The organism is Sphaerothrix gracilis Ecp01 (assembly GCF_030405905.1).
Lineage (GTDB): Bacteria > Cyanobacteriota > Cyanobacteriia > Phormidesmidales > Phormidesmidaceae > Sphaerothrix > Sphaerothrix gracilis.
Map to the genome: position 1 here is coordinate 314,338 of NZ_JASATW010000001.1, position 16,443 is coordinate 330,780.

Here is a 16,443-nt window from a genome sequence, read left to right on the forward strand (position 1 = left end):
ACTTATGCAGCGTTCCTCTACCCCTGGCAGCATTCTGATCGTGGACGACAATCCCGATAATCTGCGCTTGCTTTCCGAGGTGCTGACCCGGGAAGGCTATGAGGTGCGCAAAGCGACCAGCGGCACGATGGCGATTAAATCAGTGCAGGCACTGCTGCCAGATTTAATTTTGTTAGACATTTTGATGCCAGAAATAAGCGGCTATGAGGTCTGCCAGCAGCTTAAAGCCAGTGCCCAAACGGCCGCTGTGCCCATCATTTTTCTCAGCGCCCTAAATGATCCCTTTGATAAAGTAAAAGCCTTTAATGCCGGTGCTGTTGACTACATTGCGAAACCTTTTCAGTTTGAGGAGGTGATTGTCCGGGTGCGCCATCAGCTAGCCCTGAGATTTGCTAATCAGGAGCTAGAATCGCTCAACCTGGTTTTAGAAGAGCGCGTCAGGGAACGCACCGAGCAGTTGGAGCTAGCAAACACCCAGCTTTTTCAGCTAGCTTTTCAGGACAAACTCACCGAATTGCCGAATCGGACTTTGTTTATGCAACAGCTTGAGAAAAAGCTGCTCCAGTCTCAGGCCACGGCAAACTATGCTTTTGCGGTGATGTTTATAGACTGCGATCGCTTTCAAACTGTCAACGACGCTTTGGGCTACGAGGCAGGCGATCGCCTGCTTAGAAACGTTGCTGAGCGAATTCAAGAGCACCTGTCCGAGAATTGTCTGCTCTCTCGGTTTGCGGAAGATAAGTTTGCTCTCCTGCTCACAGATAGCCCTGATCCTCAGGCCGTTTTGCTGCTAGCAGACAGGATTTTAAACGCTTTTACCCAACCTTTCAGCCTCCGCGAGCGAGATATTTTTCTCGGCATTAGTATTGGCATTGTCCTGGGCAGTGAAAACCATACTCAGCCTGAACATTTACTCAGAGAGGCCGATAGAGCTTTGCGTCAGGCTAAACTGTCTGGTCAGGGACGCTATCACCTCTTTGCACCCGATTCTCACCAGACAAGTTTGCAATTTCTCAATCTAGAACAGGATTTGCGGACGGCTTTAGAACAGCAGGGGATCACGGTTTTATATCAGCCAATTGTCAATTTGCAAAATGGTAAGATAGCCGGACTGGAAGCCTTAGCCCATTGGGATCGCCCAGCGGCAGGTGCTGTATCACCGGGAATTTTTATTCGTTTGGCCGAAGAGACGGGCCTGATTTCAGAAGTAGACTTCTTAGTTATGAAGCAGGCAGCCTGGCAGCTCAAGAGCTGGCAAACACAGGCGCTAGTTGATAGCAGTTTATCTATTAGCTTTAATATTTCACCTCAGCATTTAGCCCAGAATACGCTGCTTCATCAGGTAGATTACATCCTAAAAGAAACGGGTCTATCACCTCAAAATTTCAGAATAGAAATCACTGAAAGCTCCGTCGTCTTTGACACTGATTTCTCAATTTCAATGCTGCAGGCATTGCGTAGTCGCGGCCTCAGACTCAGCCTAGATGACTTTGGCCGCAGCTACTCATCTCTGCAGGCCCTACAAAAACTGCCTGTCAGTTTTCTCAAAATTGATCAGTCTTTTGTGCAGGATTTAGTTGATCAGCCGCTTGAAGATAGCGTTGCCGCCCTAATTATGAACATTGCTCGGACAATGCGCATGGACGTGGTGGCAGAAGGTATCGAAACGGCCCAGCAGCTCGCCCTGATTAAAGAGCTGGGCTGTGAACTGGGACAAGGCTACTTTTTCTCAAAGCCTCAAAATGGGGCAGCGACCTTGGCGCTCATCAAGCAAGGCGATCGCTTATTTGATATCTAAATTATGGGTGCTTTCATTTGTGGTACTGGCTGCCCTGCAGAATAGTTTTAGCTCGATAGAGCTGTTCTACCAAAAGCAGCCGCGCTATCTCATGGGGAAAAGTCATTGGGGATAGACTGAGAAGCTGAGTGGCTGACTGTTTGAGCGCTTGGCTCAGACCTGTTGCACCGCCAATGATAAAGACCAAACTATTAGAATTAGCTTTGGCTAGAAAATTGGCCAGCTTCAGGGAAGAAAAAGTTTTTCCCTCCTCGCTTAGGGCAATGAGGCGATCGCTGCTCTTGAGCATAGACAAAATTTGCGTTCCTTCCTTTTCTGGATTTGAATCCTTAATCTCTATCGTTTCTAGTTCCGGCAAACGCTGATAGTAAACAGCAAGGCCGTCCCGCAGCCAGCCTTTTTTGACTTTGCCCACGGCAATTAATTTGACTTTGGGGAAGCTTTGCATCGCTGATGATTCAGAGTATTGCGTTCCCAGAAATAACCTTCTGAATAGCCTTGAATAGTGCGATCGCCCGCTGCCAGTTCTAACCGTTTTTCGGCTAAGCAACAGAAATATTCGTCAATTTCAATGCCAATGTAGCGCCGTCCTAACTTTTTGGCGACAACGGCAGTAGTACCTGATCCCAGAAAAGGATCAAGCACAATATCGCCTGGCTGGCTGCTGGCTAAAATCAGTTTGGCTAAAAGCTTTTCCGGTTTCTGAGTTGGGTGACTGGTATTCTCAGGCATTGACCAAAACGGCACAGAAATATCAGTCCACAGGTTTGAAGGATGGGTGATGCGAAAGTTGCCTACGCGGGTTTCTTGCCAGTCTTTAGGCTGACCGCTGCGATCGCGGTAGGGAGCAATAACTTTTCGCTTCAGCTTGACGGCTTCTACATTGAATACATACTGATTCGAGAGCGTGCAAAACCAAATATCCTCGGAACAGTTTTTCCAGTTAACTTTGGCCCCGCGCCCCTTCTCGCGCTCCCAGGTAATGCGGTTTCTTACCTTGCAATACTGGCTAATAACGCGATGTATTGCGGTAGAGGACTGCCAATCTCCGCAGAAGTAAATGGAAGCCGTAGGCGTCAGCAGCGGCAAAAGCTTTGAAAACCAGCTGTCTAACCAACCCTCATAGTCCTCTAAAGATTTGCGGGTGAAGCGCTGATGGTTGAACTGCTTGGTTAGGTTGTAAGGGGGATCTAGAAATAGGAGCGCGACTGACTGCTGCGGCAGGTAGGGCACCGCCTTAAGAAAATCTTGGTGCAGCGTCCGATTGGCGATCGCTTCCAGCGTCACTGGCGACTGCAGCGTTAGTAACCGTGATCGATAGCGCTGGCGATCGGCTGCGCTTAGGGTCAGGGTTTGATTGCGAGGGGCTAGCGGTTTGTTCACAGTCGCTGTCAAGATCCCCTATACCTTACAGCTTTTCTCGCTTCATGCGGGCGATCGCGCTGGAGTACTGTTTTACATCGATTAAAATAGTTCATGTTTACTAAATACAGCCTGTATAAGGCATGGTGCTTACTTCACCGGAGCTGCAGTTTTTAATGCGGCTGCTAGCCCACCCAGACTACCGCGCTCCGCTCAGCCAGCTAGCGCCTACCAAGACACCCGCCGCTCAGCGCGATCGCCTCTGTCGTCAGTTAGGCCAAAAAGGACTGGTAGACTACACCGAAACAGTCAGTCGATTTTCCCTATCTGCGGCGGGTCGGACCTTACTTAAGCTAGATAATTACAATTTGCTGGTCACGCCCGACGAGCTGCTAACGCTGAAATCAGCCGCTAAGGGCAGTTTATCCCCAGGGCAAATTCACCCCAAAGTTGCTGCCTCAAGTCGTCAGCAGATCATTCAGGCGCTCGCGACTCGTAAGCTTGTCAAAATTAGCCAGGTGCAGCTACAAGAGGCCTGGCTGACCAGTCAAGGCCAAAATTTTTTGCGCTACCATTACTGCCCGCAAGGCAGCACTCCAGCGCTGACGTTGACGATGCTGGGCAACTACCTCAAATTCATGCGGCAGCCTCCCTGCGCCCCAGACTTCCTGAAGCCTAGATGAGAATTTCCTCATAGCGTCATCAGTCAGTCAAAATCTTCTGCTCATCTGCGGATTAGGGTATTCCCAGACAGCCTAACTACAGTCATAGCTGTAGATTCTCTGAAACCTAGATCATGCAGCTATTTACAACTTTTGGCCTAGCAACTGCCCTGATACTCAGCAGCGGCACTGCCCACCTAGCGCTGCCGGTAGCGCAAGCTGAAACCCTTCAGATTGCGCAGGCAACCCCGCAGTCCAGTCAGTTTGTCACCGTCGATCGCAGCCATAGAACAACGGGGATCGCCCGTATTGTCACCGAGAACGGCCAGCAATATCTGGAATTTGACCAGCAGTTCAGCACCGCCAGAGGGCCTGATGTCGAGGTTATTCTCTATCGGGATCGCACAGTACCAGCGGCTATTGCTGAATCGGACTATGTCACTCTGGCCCAGCTCCAGCGCGTTCGAGGCGCTCAGCGCTACGCGATCCCCGACAATATCAGCTTAGATAACTACGGCTCGGTCGGTATTTGGTGCCGTACTTTTAATATCACCTTTGGCTATGCTTCTCTCTAGTCGATAAATGCTTTCTGTTTGGAGAATGGCAGCAGGTAGCTTTCTACCTGCTGCTTTTGATTTGGAGCAAGCTGAGCAATACCCGCAGGGGGTAAAATTAAGCACACTCAGAGCGATCGCCGAGAGAGCCATCACTGCCCGTCTAGGTAACGGCCAGTGACGACCAGTAAGAATGACCGCGATCAAGCTCAGACCGCTGCAGCTAACGCGACTCCTCCAAAAACGCTTCTAGATGTCGCTAGCCGCTTCTTTTTTTTAAAGCATGAAGCGCCTTCCGTGAGATCACTAAGATTTTCGAAAATTAGACAAATTTCTCTTAAAACCTCTCCGCACAATCGGTATTCTCGTGATAGGGTCTAGGTAGAATTTTAGATAGAGCGTTTCTTCTGGAAAAAGTCTGCATAAGCGCCTCAGGAGCTTGTCTAGACACCACTGCAGTTAAGTCATTTTGTAAGGCTTCTCAGCCCTAGTTTTGAGATCTTCCTAATGTGGCCTCAGCAACTGCTACCGCTCTGTTCGATTCATTTAAACTCAAAACCTCTCTCTAAGCTGCTAAAGGTAGCCAGCAGGCGGTTGAGGCTCTGAAACTTGCTAGTTTTTGACTACAAGCAATTTTGCCTCAAACAGTTTTGCTTCTCTTTTTCTAGGCTAAATTTTAGTTGCTATGGTTAGACGGAATTGGAGTCTAGGGTCAAATAATTATTGGCTTGAATTAGCTAGCTAATTGTTGGCATAGCCGAGAATTTGATAAAGAGCTCTAAAACAGTTCTTCACCTCATTTTGATAGGGCTACGACCATCAGGTAACGTTTAGCTTCTTTAATCAGCCATCACGGTGCTCGCAGGTACTGCAGGTCTAAGCACGGTTTAACCGATGCTTCGATAGACCTGCACTGTAAGGCCATCTATCTAAATAGGCGCTAAAGCGCTTAAAAAATTAAACTAACTTTCCTGAAAAGGTTGAGATGAAGTCGTTATTAGGTAATCAGGGTATCTCTGGAGTAGCTGGAATGGGGCGACGAATAGGCAGAATGAATGCTTGGCAGATTAGCGGGCTAGGTGCTGTCTTAGCCGGAGCGATCGCGTTTGGCTGTACGGGCGCAGCTTCTAGGTCTGAAGAAACCCCTATGCCAACATCGGACTCAGCAGCGGGCTTGGTTACAGCCGCGCCAGTTTCCGCCCAGTCAAACTCGGTTCCGGAGACTGTATTGACGGCTCAGGTGGGGCCAGTAGATTTTACTGTTTGCTATGAGGCAGAGGACTGGCAGCGCCCTGACACTGATGTTCAGATTAAGCAGCTAGAAGACATGGCGCGATACGGTAGCGCTCTGAATGAAGACCCCCTGCAGGAAATTTTCCAAAAATTCTGGACGCATCAAATTTTCACTTTTACAACTTATGGCCTCAGCGCTCGGATGGAGCCAATTTACTTTTCAGGGTTATGGACAGTTGTAGAAGATGTGTGGAACTGCTATGAAGGAACAGCCGCAGAGCAAATCAATAGCGGAGAAGTCGCTGAGATTTGGCTCATTGAGCATCAGATTGAGTCTATTGAATGGACGGGCGATCGCTATCAGGTAGTTGTAAATCCCGTCGACAATGGAGTGCAGTTTGTGCAGTTTTCTCGCCGCGATACCGCCACAAACCTTCCTGTTTCAGTCACCACTACGACAGGGACGTCTCTAACTGCTGTATCGGGCGACTGGTAGCTGATATAGTTGACGGTGTATTTATTGGCTGCGTTTTTATTTAAGCAAGATATTTAGATACTTTAATTTTCTTGCCAAAAAAGGATTAGCTACTTTCAAATAGCCCCTATTTTTCTCTCAATAAAAGTTAGCTTCAGGAACGCTGAATCAGCAATAAACTCTCAGTTTTCTCAGGAAAGTTTAAGCCTGGGTTAATAAGAATATCAGCAATCCATCAGACTCAATCACCATGCTTGTGAATACAGGATGATTGAATCCAAAACGGAGTTAACATCATGAAACGCATTATCCTTTCTCTACTTTCTGCCGCCATCGCGGTCTCTCTCGTTGGTACGGCTGCTGTCAATGCCAATGCAGAAACCAAATTCGACCAATTACGCCGGGATCACTTAGACAATAAAGAAGAAACCAAGTTCGATCGTCTACGCCGAGAACATTTGGACAATAAAGAGGAGACTAAGTTCGATCGCCTCCGCCGAGAACATTTGGATAACAAGGAAGAAACCAAGTTCGATCGTCTACGCCGAGAACATTTGGACAATAAAGAAGAGACTAAGTTTGATCGCCTCCGCCGAGAACACTTAGACAACAAAGTTATCTAAACCTAGACGGTTTTCAGCGATGAATGGCTGTCCTCAAAGGATTGCTCACAACAACTTACTCGACGTATTTCAATCACCCCCTTTGCAATTATTTTTGTGGTGAAGGGGGTTAGCGCTTTAAAGCTTGATGCGTTGGCTCCTTGTGATCAATCATCTGCGCATCAAGGCTCTAGCTAATCAGCTAGAGCTTTCTTTCATCAGCGCGATCGCTGTGATCTGCATCAGGCTTAAGCGCGACTACCAGCAGGTTTGTGGCAGGCAGAGATCACACCCGCTTTGCGATCGCGTCACACCAGGATTAGAACAGTAATTCCATAATGGAGCTATACAAGGAGCTTTTCTGTTTCAACGCGAGGATAAATTAAGACATCTCTTCTCCACATACAAGCCCTCAGCCAGTCTGGGGGCTTTTTTGTCGGTCAAACAGTTCGCTAAGCCCGCAGTGTTTGAGATCCCCGGTAAATTCGCTCTGATTGACTGCGCGATAAGCGGGAGAATCCTGGCAGATGATTTTGGGCAACGCTGCCGCCGCCGACCACTGGTTTTTGAGTGATAGAGCTGAAAGGAGGTACATAGGCGTGTTCTTCGGCGTCGTAGGCCAGAACCTCACCATTCTCGATATTGTAAATCCAAGCGTGAATTGATAAATCGCCGCGATGCAGCTTGGAACGAATGACCGGATAAGTCCGCAGATTGTCGATCTGCGTCAGGACATTCTCACCCACTAACATGTCCAATCTTTCCGCTTTCTCTAGATGGCTGTAGTTTTCATTCACTAGCCGCCGCGTCGCTTCAGTATGCTTCAGCCAGTTATAAACTAACGGCATTTCTTCTTCCAGTTTGCCTAGCTGCAGCAAGCCCTTCATGGCGCCGCAGTTGGTATGGCCGCAGACAATAATCTGCTTAATATCTAGGGCATGGATCGCATACTCAATGGTGGCACCTTCGCCACCGTTGGTCGATTCATAGGGCGGAACAATGTTGCCTGCATTGCGAATAACAAAGATTTCGCCAATTTCTGCTTGCGTAATCAGCGCGGGATCAACCCGTGAGTCAGAACAGGCAATGAATAGGACTCTAGGATGCTGCCCCTGAGCCAGTTCTTGCAGCATGGCCTGATGGCTAGGAACATAAGTACTTTGAAACTGTCGTAGACCGCTAATTAGCTTTTTCATCAGGTGCTATCCTCTTCAACTCGGTTAGGCGCAAGTGAGCCATGTCGCTTCTCCTGTAATCGTTATCTCATATAATTCAGCCGATAGGCCCAAAGCGTTGCTTATCGGTACGATTGTGACAGCTTCTTAATAGGCGATCGCGTTTAGGATGCGATCGCCTATTAAGCCACAACTCGCGCTAAAATTTATAGTACAAAATTACTGGCAAACGTAATGGTGCAATATACGCTGGCCCAGACACCGGACGTTTTAATTGATATTCCTGGCAGAGATTCTAAAAAGAATCGAGAAAAAGCTATGGATCAGCTCATAGAGCTGATGGATGATGGTAAACTCCCCACAGCTTTAGCCGACGGCTTCGGCCCACAGCAGTTTATTGAAGTGAAAGAACCCAATCCTACGCCCCAGCTCGAACAAGACGAGAACGCCGTTGTTGAAGCGGTGCAAATTCTCAGCAATCTGGCCAACTTGAAGGTCAAGGTGCAAGATGCCCGCTCGGATGCTCTCAAGGTGCGCGAGCTGATTGATCTTCTGTTCACTGACGAAGTCCTTACCGAATCACAGCTCAGCGAGCTGAAAGACGGTTTCAAAACTTTGAAGACCTTTGCTCAAAACAACTTAAAGTATCACGATGCGCGATCGCAGGCCGAAGACGCACGGCAAGTGTTAGACAATGCCCTCAAGCCTTAGCCCCACTACAGCCCTGGGAGCTAACGTTTTGGAGTCGCTATGCCTCGATAAAAATAGCTGGCAATTTTGGGAAAGCCTGGCTGATAAAAGGTTTCTAGCTGCTGTAGATCAAAGCGCTGTTCAACTAGCTGCCGTATTTGTCGGTTGAGATGGCAGCCATCGGCAATTACCTGCTGTACCGGCGTCAGGCGATTCTGCCAGGTTTGTATATTTGGCTCAGGACTGAGGCCATGCTCAATGAAGAAAAAGCGACCTGCTGGCTTCAGCACGCGGGCAATTTCGGCAAGGGCCTGCTCAACCTGAGGAATGCTGCACAAGGTCCACGTACTCACAACGCTATCAAAGGCCGCGTCCGCCATCGGCAGCGATTCCCCACTGATGAGCTGGCTGTTAACTTCAACATCTGAAGACTGAATGCGTTTTTGCGCGATCGCATTAACCCCAGGATTGGGATCAACAATAGTAAATTGCTCAACTGTGTCAGGGTAGTAGGCTAAATTCAGCCCGGTACCGAAGCCGATTTCTAGGACCTTGCCAGTTACATCCTTGAGCAACTCCCGGCGGTGAGCCGCAAACGCCTCACCAGACATACTCCAGTCCAACAAACGCGGAAAGATAACACGAGAATAGAAGCCCATAGCTAGGATTTTGCCCCCTTTAAGGCAATACTAGATCTATTTTGCTCCCTTCAGCTTCGCTCAGGGAGTAGCCAAAATTATCGCCATAAAAAAAGCCCTGCCTGAAGCAGGGCTTTATTCAGCTTACGCAGCTAAGTAGTGATCAAGTTTCTAGAACTTGAAGAGGGCGCGGATAGCACCAAAGACAGCTTCGTCATCATCACCAGCAGCCAAACCTTGCAGGTCACCGTCTAGATAGATAACGGAAGGCGTAATCGTCAGGTACTCACTGATAGGAATACCGTAGTAAGCCTCGGCGTAGAACGGATCTTCGTTATCAAAACCGCTGATCAAGGTAGGACCGCCGACATCTGCATCAGGTAGAACGCCAGCGTAAATACCTAGCTCGTCACCTTCAGCAAAGAGGTCAGGTAGAGAGATACCACCCATGTAGGAGATATCATCGTTGTTGTTGTCATCTTCGTGATAAGCAAAGTAACCGCCTAGAACAAAGCGACCGAAGTCTAGACCGAGCAGACCACCGTAGGTATCGGTGTAGTTTTCGTTACCGTCGCCACTGCCGTGCATGTAAACCAAAGCAGCGCTGAGGAATTCCTCGCCTAGGTAGCTGAGCTGACCGATGTAGCTCTGGTTGTTGGCACCAAAGATACCAATCTCAGGGTTAGAACCTTGAGCATCGTCAAAGGAGTAACCAGCATCAAAGACGATGCTGTTGGTGAGCGCAACGCTTACACCTAGACCAGCCGAACCGCCCATGTCGAAATCGTAAAGGACGGGACCACCCATGTCAGCAACGCTAGCACCATCAAAAGGCACGATGGTGGAGGTGACAAAATCGTCGGTCTTGATACCGTTAGCTGCAACGATTACGTCGATGCGATTGCCAACGGGGAACAGATAGTAGAAGTCATCAACGTTGAAGTCGTTGTCATCATTAGCCGCCGCGTCTTCAAAGCCGGTAAAGCCAAGAGTTTGACCCAAACCATCGGAGCCAGTACCCGTTTGAAAGCGAATCCGCAAGCGGTCTTCGCCGGTGAAGCTGGTGTCAAAGTTCAAGCGAGCGCGGGCGTTGAAGAGGGTTGAATCATCTAGGTCATTACCGCCAATCTCACCAGTTTCAAAGGGAGTAGCTACGTTAGCAGCCACTTCACCGCGTAGCTTGGTGGTGGTGGAGAACTGGTTAGCTTCTAGCTCAGCTACGTCAGCTTCCAGTGCATCTACCCGACCGCGCAAAGTCGCCAGTTCAGCCTGGAACTGCTCCTGCAGGCGACGAATGGTAGCCAGATCGTTGGTGTCAACATCGCCGCCGCCAATCAGCTGCACGATGGTGTCCAAACAAGCATTCAAACCAGCGGCAAACTCATAACGAGTCATCGCCCGGTTACCCTGGAAGGTTTGGTTGGGATAACCTTCAATACAGCGATACTCTTCAACTAGACGCTGCAGCGCTGTGTAGGCCCAGTCAGTCGGGCGCACATCAGAAAGCTCAGAAACGCTGGTGACCTGCGCCAGTTGCACAGACTCGTTGGAGTAGCCAGAAACCTGATCCAATACAGAGGCTTCAGCCGTTTCAGCAGCCATGCCAGCACCAGACATTACGAGTGCTGCGCCCACTGCTGCGGGGCTAGCCAGTAAAGACTTCCACAGTAGATTAGACATTTTTACCTTTTTTCCTCACACCTGAATAAGGGGCAAATTGGTGCCCTAAAGACAATACAGTCAGAAGGACTGAAACTTAATCCCTATCCTGCAGTTAGCTAGTCCCTTTGAGCTATGACTCAAGGCATAACTAACTGCCCTCTAGCTGATAGTAGCAGATCTAAATTTAGGCCGCTAGATGCTCAGCTAGAAATATTGGACGATGCTGGTAAGCGCAAGTTCCTTAATTTGCCTGTAGCCACGAATAACAGCCGCTATCAGTCAAACAAGACAGCCGTTTAGAACCGAAAGACTGCTCGGAGCGACCCAAACAGTCCAGCCGTCATTTCTGAGTTAGCAGTATTCGTAACCCCATCCCCATTTAGAATTGGCATTCGTTAAAATTGGCATTCGGCATGAACTGCCTTGTATAGGCCAACTCAGCCCGCGCTGAGCGGCCACTAATCACCTAGCTGAGTTGCGAAATTGTATTTGCCATTTCAAAGTCATTTTCGGTCAGACCGCCAGCGTCGTGGCTGGTTAGCGTGATGGTGACTTTATTGTAAGAAATCGCTAAATCGGGGTGATGTCCGGCTGACTCAGCTGGTTCAACTAGCTTGTTAACAAAATCGACGGCTTCGACAAAGCCATCAAAAGTTTTAACCGTCTGGATTGTCTTGCCCTCAACGCTCCAGTCTTTAAGCTGAGCCGCTTTCTCTTGAGCCTGAGCTTCAGTTAATACAGTTGCCATGATGCTTTTTTGCAGTTGTGCAAATAATTTACATAGACATCCTAAAAGGATTTACAAAAACTGTAGATATGGCGGGGCGGCTGGCGGGGACTGGACAATGTAAGCTTTCGCAACAATATATGTCTCTCCTTGAACTTCAGCCCGCACGGCCTATGGCTGCCTGTAAACTTCATCTACGCTAGAAACAGCGACCTCAGCCTACAATCCCTATGCCACTGACCATTTTAGTTGTTGACGATGAAGAGGGGACTCGTCTCTCAATCGGGGAATTTTTGCGACTTTCGGGCTATTCAGTGATTGCGGCAAGCAACGGACGTGAGGCGCTGAAGCTGGTAGAAAAACAGCAGCCTCATCTGATCATTACTGATATTGCGATGCCACAGCTAGATGGCTACGAGCTGATTCAGCAGCTACGACAGTATCCCTCTTTTCGTCTGCTGCCCGTTGTCTTTTTGACCGCTCGCAATCAAACCCAGGATCGGGTGCGTGGCTATCAGCTAGGCTGTGATGCCTATTTGCCTAAACCTTTTGAGCTAGAAGAATTGGTGGCTGTGGTGCGTAATCTGCTAGAGCGCACCCAAATCATGCAGAATTCTTGGCTGCAGCAGCTACAGGTTTCCGCCGCGTCTCCGCAGCTCACCCACGCGGCTGCGGTTTCAGATATACCGACGGCTTCGCTGCCTGAGTTTACGCCCAGAGAACAAGATGTTTTAGTGCTGCTGGCCGGAGGACTATCCAATGCTCAGATTGGCGATCGCCTGTATCTCAGCCCTCGCACCGTCGAGAAGTATGTCAGCAGCCTGCTGCGCAAGACCGAAACCAGCAACCGAGCCGAACTGGTGCGATTTGCCCTAGACCACCGCCTGATTACCTGACGAGCCATTAAATCGCCGCTAAAGTTAAAGGCGACAGAGCTTACCGACAAGCAGGCAGCAGTATGGGCATTGAGATTGAGCGCAAATTTTTAGTCAAAGGCGATCGCTGGCGTTCTCTGGGCACGGGTGAATTTTACCGCCAAGGTTACTTAGCCACGGCTCAAGCGGGAGCGACTGTGCGGGTACGAGTCGCGGGCGATCGCGGCTACATTACTGTTAAAGGCGCAACGGTAGGCAGTCGTCGGGCTGAATTTGAATATAAGATTCCGGTCAGCGACGCCCAGGAAATGCTCGACACCCTCTGCCATCAGCCGCTGATTGAAAAGACTCGCTATAAAATTCCGCTGGGATCGCTGATTTGGGAAGTAGATGAGTTCGCTGGTGCAAACGCGGGCTTGATCGTGGCTGAAGTTGAGCTACAGGATCCTCAGCAAGCGATTGAGTTACCAGACTGGATTGGCCTAGAAGTTACAGAAGACGCGCGCTATTTCAATGCTTACCTGGCACAAGTCCCCTTCAGTCAGTGGTGAGCGTAGGCAATCCGGTAATTTCTATCTGAGGAAGCAAGACAGGGCCACGCGAAAAATTTAAGCTAAGGGGCCATTAGTTGAAGCTGCTCAGGGTTTAGGGCAGCTACCTTTACTGACAATAAGGAAGATTCTTCATGCCCCAGGTCGCTATTTTTGACATCGACGGTACGCTGGTTGATTCGGTAAATTTTCATGCCGAAGCCTGGGTTGAAGGCTTTAGGAAGTTTGGTCACACGGTTGAGTTTGCCATCATCAAGCAGCGAATTGGCAAAGGCAGCGGCTATATTCTGGAAGAGTTTCTGACCGTAGCTGAGAATCAGCAGTACGGTGCCAAACTCAACGACTATCGCCAGCAATACTTCCACGAGCAGTTTCTGCCCCAGATTCAGCCCTTTCCCCAAGTTCGCGCCTTATTTGAGCGACTGCGACAAGATGAGGTTCAGATTGTCTTGGCCACTTCAGCCGAACAGGAAACAGCCGACCACTACCGCGAACTACTAGGGGTGAAAGACCTGCTAGACGGCATGACCTGCGCCGATGATGTTGAGAACGCTAAACCTGAAGCAGATATTTTTCAGGCAGCGCTTAGCAAGGTGCCTCCGGTCGCGCCAGAAGCGGTTGTTGTGGTTGGCGACAGTCCCTATGACGCGGAAGCAGCTCAAAAGCTTTCGTTGCCAACCATTGGACTGCTCAGCGGCGGCTTTTCTGCCGAGCAGCTACAGGAAGCTGGCAGCGTTGCTATCTATAAAGATCCTGCCGATCTATTAGCTCACTACGCTGACTCGCCACTGGGTACGGCCTAATGGCGATCGCCGCCTCAGCCCCCTCCTTTGAGCAGCGCCTAGACCAGTCGCCACTGACCCGACCGATGTGGTTTCTGTGGGGCTTATCAGCCGGACTCATTGCCCTAGATGGCTTTGACTTTTTTATCATCGGCGTGGCGCTGCCCTTTTTGCAGCGAGATTTTGGGTTAGAGGCAGCAGGCACCGGCGCGATCGCAGTAGCTGCGATCGCCGGATCGCTGGTGGGCGCTTTGATCCTAGGGCCGCTAACCGATCGGGTAGGGCGGCAGCGTATGCTGGTTGTGGATATTGCCATTTTCGTCCTAGCTACGGCTGGAACAGCGTTAGCCTGGAACCCGGCATCTCTCATTGCTTTCCGCTTTCTGGTGGGGGTGGGCATAGGCGCAGACTACCCTATCAGCGTCGCTTACATCACTGAAAATGTGCCGACACGGCTGCGCGGGCGCATGGTGATTGGCGCTTTTACGTTTCAGGCTGTCGGGGCCTTGCTAGGGGCGCTGACGGGACTGAGCGCGATCGCGGCTTTCAATCATCTCTATCCCGGCGATCTCCAGCCTGCAATTCAGTATGCCTGGCGCATCATGCTAGGGATTGGGCTGCTGCTAGCGATCGCGGTAGCGGGTCTGCGGCTGAGCTTTTTGCTCGAAAGTCCGCGCTACTTTATTGCTCAGGGCAACTACCAGGCCGCTTCCAAAGCCGCCTCCACTCTGCTGGCTAGCCCAATTGAAATTACGGCAGACACCGACCCCCCGGAGCGAGAACCGCAGCTAGCTTATAGCGCTCTCTTCTCAGCCGCCTATCGTCGGCGCACTCTGCTCGCCTCGGTTCCCTGGTTTCTCCAAGATATTGCCACCTATGGCATCGGCATTTTTACGCCCACTATTATCGGCGCCTTGGCCTTCGCAGATCAGGAAAACTTTCTCCTGCGGGAGATGGCAGCAGCGAAAGGAGCCGCTTTTGTAGATTTATTTTTGATTTCTGGTTTTGTGCTGGCGGTTTGGCTCGTCGAGCGGGCCGGACGCATTCGCCTGCAGATTGGCGGCTTTATCGGCATGGCGGTTGGACTCAGCATTCTGGCCCTATCTAATCTAGCTGACCCCGGCAGCGGCCTGAAGCTAGCGCTGGTCTTCGCGGGCTTTGTGCTATTTAACCTGCTCATGAATGCGGGGCCTAACGCCACCACATTCTTGCTGTCAGGAGAAGTTTTTCCCACCTCAATTCGGGCCAGCGGCGCTGGTTTTGCGGCGGCATTTGCGAAAGCCGGGGCCATAGTCGGCGCTTATGGCTTACCTGTGCTGCAACAGGCTTGGGGCGTGCCAGCGCTGCTGCTACTGCTGGCCGGGATTTGCCTGCTAGCGGCGCTCATTACCTATTTGACTCGGGTAGAAACGGCAATGCGATCGTTATAAGGGCAGATCCTGCCCCTATAAACTGGATTATGCGCTATCCCAGCGGCTACATTACCTGCTCAACTTCAGCAATTTCAGGAATAAATTCCCGTAGCCGCCGCTCAATCCCCATCCGTAGAGTCATGGCCGAACTAGGGCAAGAACCACAGGCTCCCTGCAGCCGTAGCTTAACCACCGGACCGTCAATTTCGACTAGCTCCACGTTGCCGCCATCTGCCATCAGATAGGGGCGCATTTCGTCTAAGACCTGCTCCACATTTTCAGATGTTAAAGCCAATGTCTGCATTGCATTACCTCGTGAATTAAAAGACTGTTTCTATTGTACGAATTACGTCGCTTCCGCTTGGAGTTCATCAAGCCTTGCTAAAACTTCCCGGCTATGAATGGCCGGACGAACCCCCAGAAAGCGCTCTCGCATAATACCGTCAGGATCGATCAGATAGGTGTGTCGCAGCGATCGCGCTCCGAGCCAAGAGCCGTAGAGCTTACTCACGTCTCCCTGAGTATCTGCTAATAAGGGAAATACCAGACCTTCTGAATCGCAAAAGCGGGCGTGAGAACCAACATCGTCCGCACTCACGCCTAAAATTTGGGCATTGCGTCTCTGATAGGCCGCTAGATCTTGCTGAAATCGCTGGGCCTCCAAGGTGCAGCCAGAGGTAAAGTCTTTGGGATAGAAGTAAAGCACCACCCACTGCCCCCGGTAGTCTGAGAGCGAGACGGCCTCTTCTCCCAGGTTACTTGGCAGGCTGAAATCGGGAGCCTCAGTACCTAAAGGCACCTGAGGGCCACCCATAGCCCAGGCTGTAGGGCTGAAAAGAAATAGGCTAGCTAAGCAAGCTAACAAAACGGCTTTGAGCAAGCTGCGGCGCTGAATCATAACTCCGTGAATATAAACTCTTAACAGAAGTTTATATTCCGGCGCGGCTCAATGGCTAGCCTCGTCAGCTACTAGCAAACATTGCTCAACTCCGGCGTCGCCGTTTGCAAGGCGGGCAGCCAGTCAGTCACTTGAAGCTGATAGCAGGTATAGGGGGGCTGAGGCGAATGATCTAGATCCGACGGTAAGATCGTTACCCACCGACCCGACTGCGGATCGCGATAAGCCTTGAACGGATTAGACTTGAGTGGTTTGCTGCAAGGTATTGGCATTGCTGGATAAAAGATGTAGTTTGCTGAGCCCTGAATCGAAATGATTGTCTAACAGCCCCACTAACAGGACTAACT

The 16,443-nt window shown here is 50.2% G+C and carries 20 protein-coding genes; 11 read left to right on the forward strand and 9 right to left on the reverse strand.

The window, feature by feature from the left end:
* Nucleotides 1–4: 4 nt before the first annotated feature.
* Nucleotides 5–1,798 carry a GGDEF/EAL domain-containing response regulator gene (locus QJQ48_RS01465; protein ID WP_346289395.1) on the forward strand — a complete coding sequence of 598 codons (1,794 nt, stop codon included), beginning with the start codon at nucleotides 5–7 and terminating at the stop codon, nucleotides 1,796–1,798.
* Nucleotides 1,799–1,811: 13 nt separating this feature from the next.
* On the opposite strand, the gene QJQ48_RS01470 is transcribed toward QJQ48_RS01465, so the two are convergent.
* Together QJQ48_RS01470 and QJQ48_RS01475 are read right to left on the reverse strand one after the other, a co-directional pair.
* On the reverse strand, nucleotides 1,812–2,213 hold the full coding sequence (locus QJQ48_RS01470) for a 23S rRNA (pseudouridine(1915)-N(3))-methyltransferase RlmH (protein WP_346289396.1): 402 nt from the start codon (nucleotides 2,211–2,213) through the stop codon (nucleotides 1,812–1,814).
* Nucleotides 2,214–2,218: 5 nt separating this feature from the next.
* Nucleotides 2,219–3,181: a DNA-methyltransferase gene (locus QJQ48_RS01475; RefSeq protein ID WP_346289397.1), complete on the reverse strand. Its 963-nt coding sequence runs from the start codon at nucleotides 3,179–3,181 to the stop codon at nucleotides 2,219–2,221.
* A gap of 122 nt (nucleotides 3,182–3,303) precedes the next feature.
* Between QJQ48_RS01475 and QJQ48_RS01480 the strand changes: the two genes are divergently transcribed.
* From QJQ48_RS01480 to QJQ48_RS01500, 5 genes are all read left to right on the forward strand, one after another.
* A complete protein-coding gene (locus tag QJQ48_RS01480; RefSeq protein ID WP_346289398.1) occupies nucleotides 3,304–3,843 on the forward strand; it encodes a hypothetical protein in 540 nt (179 codons plus the stop codon).
* A gap of 113 nt (nucleotides 3,844–3,956) precedes the next feature.
* Complete coding sequence (locus tag QJQ48_RS01485; protein WP_346289399.1) at nucleotides 3,957–4,397, forward strand: DM13 domain-containing protein; 441 nt, start codon at nucleotides 3,957–3,959, stop codon at nucleotides 4,395–4,397.
* A gap of 1,009 nt (nucleotides 4,398–5,406) precedes the next feature.
* Nucleotides 5,407–6,105: a hypothetical protein gene (locus QJQ48_RS01490; protein WP_346289400.1), complete on the forward strand. Its 699-nt coding sequence runs from the start codon at nucleotides 5,407–5,409 to the stop codon at nucleotides 6,103–6,105.
* Between the two features lie 275 nt (nucleotides 6,106–6,380).
* On the forward strand, nucleotides 6,381–6,707 hold the full coding sequence (locus QJQ48_RS01495; protein ID WP_346289401.1) for a hypothetical protein: 327 nt from the start codon (nucleotides 6,381–6,383) through the stop codon (nucleotides 6,705–6,707).
* Between the two features lie 127 nt (nucleotides 6,708–6,834).
* Nucleotides 6,835–7,017: a hypothetical protein gene (locus QJQ48_RS01500; protein WP_346289402.1), complete on the forward strand. Its 183-nt coding sequence runs from the start codon at nucleotides 6,835–6,837 to the stop codon at nucleotides 7,015–7,017.
* Nucleotides 7,018–7,138: 121 nt separating this feature from the next.
* Here the strand turns inward: QJQ48_RS01500 and QJQ48_RS01505 are convergent, their stop codons facing one another.
* Nucleotides 7,139–7,882 carry a carbonic anhydrase gene (locus QJQ48_RS01505; RefSeq protein WP_346289403.1) on the reverse strand — a complete coding sequence of 248 codons (744 nt, stop codon included), beginning with the start codon at nucleotides 7,880–7,882 and terminating at the stop codon, nucleotides 7,139–7,141.
* Between the two features lie 213 nt (nucleotides 7,883–8,095).
* Between QJQ48_RS01505 and QJQ48_RS01510 the strand changes: the two genes are divergently transcribed.
* A complete protein-coding gene (locus QJQ48_RS01510; protein ID WP_346289404.1) occupies nucleotides 8,096–8,572 on the forward strand; it encodes a hypothetical protein in 477 nt (158 codons plus the stop codon).
* Between the two features lie 20 nt (nucleotides 8,573–8,592).
* On the opposite strand, the gene QJQ48_RS01515 is transcribed toward QJQ48_RS01510, so the two are convergent.
* From QJQ48_RS01515 to QJQ48_RS01525, 3 genes are all read right to left on the reverse strand, one after another.
* The gene (locus QJQ48_RS01515) at nucleotides 8,593–9,210 is read right to left on the reverse strand and encodes a class I SAM-dependent methyltransferase (RefSeq protein WP_346289405.1); all 618 of its coding nucleotides are present in this window, start codon (nucleotides 9,208–9,210) and stop codon (nucleotides 8,593–8,595) included.
* Nucleotides 9,211–9,360: 150 nt separating this feature from the next.
* Nucleotides 9,361–10,869, reverse strand: coding sequence for an iron uptake porin (locus QJQ48_RS01520; RefSeq protein WP_346289406.1), 1,509 nt, complete (start codon nucleotides 10,867–10,869; stop codon nucleotides 9,361–9,363).
* Nucleotides 10,870–11,317: 448 nt separating this feature from the next.
* The gene (locus QJQ48_RS01525) at nucleotides 11,318–11,599 is read right to left on the reverse strand and encodes a 4a-hydroxytetrahydrobiopterin dehydratase (RefSeq protein WP_346289407.1); all 282 of its coding nucleotides are present in this window, start codon (nucleotides 11,597–11,599) and stop codon (nucleotides 11,318–11,320) included.
* Nucleotides 11,600–11,808: 209 nt separating this feature from the next.
* Between QJQ48_RS01525 and QJQ48_RS01530 the strand changes: the two genes are divergently transcribed.
* The 4 genes from QJQ48_RS01530 to QJQ48_RS01545 all read left to right on the forward strand — a co-directional run bounded on the left by QJQ48_RS01530 (nucleotide 11,809) and on the right by QJQ48_RS01545 (nucleotide 15,216).
* Entirely contained in the window at nucleotides 11,809–12,474 is a 666-nt protein-coding gene (locus tag QJQ48_RS01530; RefSeq protein ID WP_346289408.1) for a response regulator transcription factor, read from the forward strand.
* A gap of 62 nt (nucleotides 12,475–12,536) precedes the next feature.
* Nucleotides 12,537–13,004, forward strand: a complete 468-nt coding sequence (locus QJQ48_RS01535) for a CYTH domain-containing protein (protein ID WP_346289409.1) — start codon at nucleotides 12,537–12,539, stop codon at nucleotides 13,002–13,004.
* A gap of 134 nt (nucleotides 13,005–13,138) precedes the next feature.
* Nucleotides 13,139–13,807: an HAD family hydrolase gene (locus QJQ48_RS01540; RefSeq protein WP_346289410.1), complete on the forward strand. Its 669-nt coding sequence runs from the start codon at nucleotides 13,139–13,141 to the stop codon at nucleotides 13,805–13,807.
* Nucleotides 13,807–15,216 carry an MFS transporter gene (locus tag QJQ48_RS01545; RefSeq protein WP_346289411.1) on the forward strand — a complete coding sequence of 470 codons (1,410 nt, stop codon included), beginning with the start codon at nucleotides 13,807–13,809 and terminating at the stop codon, nucleotides 15,214–15,216. The genes QJQ48_RS01540 and QJQ48_RS01545 overlap by 1 nt, the downstream gene beginning before the upstream one ends.
* Before the next feature lie 46 nt (nucleotides 15,217–15,262).
* Here QJQ48_RS01545 and QJQ48_RS01550 read toward each other — a convergent pair whose 3' ends face one another.
* The 3 genes from QJQ48_RS01550 to QJQ48_RS01560 all read right to left on the reverse strand — a co-directional run bounded on the left by QJQ48_RS01550 (nucleotide 15,263) and on the right by QJQ48_RS01560 (nucleotide 16,368).
* Nucleotides 15,263–15,502 carry a NifU family protein gene (locus QJQ48_RS01550; RefSeq protein ID WP_346289412.1) on the reverse strand — a complete coding sequence of 80 codons (240 nt, stop codon included), beginning with the start codon at nucleotides 15,500–15,502 and terminating at the stop codon, nucleotides 15,263–15,265.
* Between the two features lie 42 nt (nucleotides 15,503–15,544).
* Nucleotides 15,545–16,093: a peroxiredoxin gene (locus QJQ48_RS01555; RefSeq protein ID WP_428843011.1), complete on the reverse strand. Its 549-nt coding sequence runs from the start codon at nucleotides 16,091–16,093 to the stop codon at nucleotides 15,545–15,547.
* A gap of 74 nt (nucleotides 16,094–16,167) precedes the next feature.
* A complete protein-coding gene (locus QJQ48_RS01560; RefSeq protein WP_346289413.1) occupies nucleotides 16,168–16,368 on the reverse strand; it encodes a hypothetical protein in 201 nt (66 codons plus the stop codon).
* Nucleotides 16,369–16,443 lie beyond the last annotated feature (75 nt).

Bases quoted from the DNA above. Each gene is read 5' to 3' on its own strand.
- QJQ48_RS01530 (WP_346289408.1), top strand. From the start codon at position 11,809: ATGCCACTGACCATTTTAGTTGTTGACGATGAAGAGGGGACTCGTCTC.
- QJQ48_RS01545 (WP_346289411.1), top strand. From the start codon at position 13,807: ATGGCGATCGCCGCCTCAGCCCCCTCCTTTGAGCAGCGCCTAGACCAG.
- QJQ48_RS01550 (WP_346289412.1), bottom strand. From the start codon at position 15,502: ATGCAGACATTGGCTTTAACATCTGAAAATGTGGAGCAGGTCTTAGAC.
- QJQ48_RS01500 (WP_346289402.1), top strand. From the start codon at position 6,835: ATGCGTTGGCTCCTTGTGATCAATCATCTGCGCATCAAGGCTCTAGCT.
- QJQ48_RS01520 (WP_346289406.1), bottom strand. From the start codon at position 10,869: ATGTCTAATCTACTGTGGAAGTCTTTACTGGCTAGCCCCGCAGCAGTG.
- QJQ48_RS01490 (WP_346289400.1), top strand. From the start codon at position 5,407: ATGGGGCGACGAATAGGCAGAATGAATGCTTGGCAGATTAGCGGGCTA.
- QJQ48_RS01540 (WP_346289410.1), top strand. From the start codon at position 13,139: ATGCCCCAGGTCGCTATTTTTGACATCGACGGTACGCTGGTTGATTCG.
- QJQ48_RS01560 (WP_346289413.1), bottom strand. From the start codon at position 16,368: ATGCCAATACCTTGCAGCAAACCACTCAAGTCTAATCCGTTCAAGGCT.
- QJQ48_RS01510 (WP_346289404.1), top strand. From the start codon at position 8,096: ATGGTGCAATATACGCTGGCCCAGACACCGGACGTTTTAATTGATATT.
- QJQ48_RS01495 (WP_346289401.1), top strand. From the start codon at position 6,381: ATGAAACGCATTATCCTTTCTCTACTTTCTGCCGCCATCGCGGTCTCT.
- QJQ48_RS01480 (WP_346289398.1), top strand. From the start codon at position 3,304: ATGGTGCTTACTTCACCGGAGCTGCAGTTTTTAATGCGGCTGCTAGCC.
- QJQ48_RS01525 (WP_346289407.1), bottom strand. From the start codon at position 11,599: ATGGCAACTGTATTAACTGAAGCTCAGGCTCAAGAGAAAGCGGCTCAG.
- QJQ48_RS01485 (WP_346289399.1), top strand. From the start codon at position 3,957: ATGCAGCTATTTACAACTTTTGGCCTAGCAACTGCCCTGATACTCAGC.
- QJQ48_RS01535 (WP_346289409.1), top strand. From the start codon at position 12,537: ATGGGCATTGAGATTGAGCGCAAATTTTTAGTCAAAGGCGATCGCTGG.
- QJQ48_RS01505 (WP_346289403.1), bottom strand. From the start codon at position 7,882: ATGAAAAAGCTAATTAGCGGTCTACGACAGTTTCAAAGTACTTATGTT.
- QJQ48_RS01515 (WP_346289405.1), bottom strand. From the start codon at position 9,210: ATGGGCTTCTATTCTCGTGTTATCTTTCCGCGTTTGTTGGACTGGAGT.
- QJQ48_RS01465 (WP_346289395.1), top strand. From the start codon at position 5: ATGCAGCGTTCCTCTACCCCTGGCAGCATTCTGATCGTGGACGACAAT.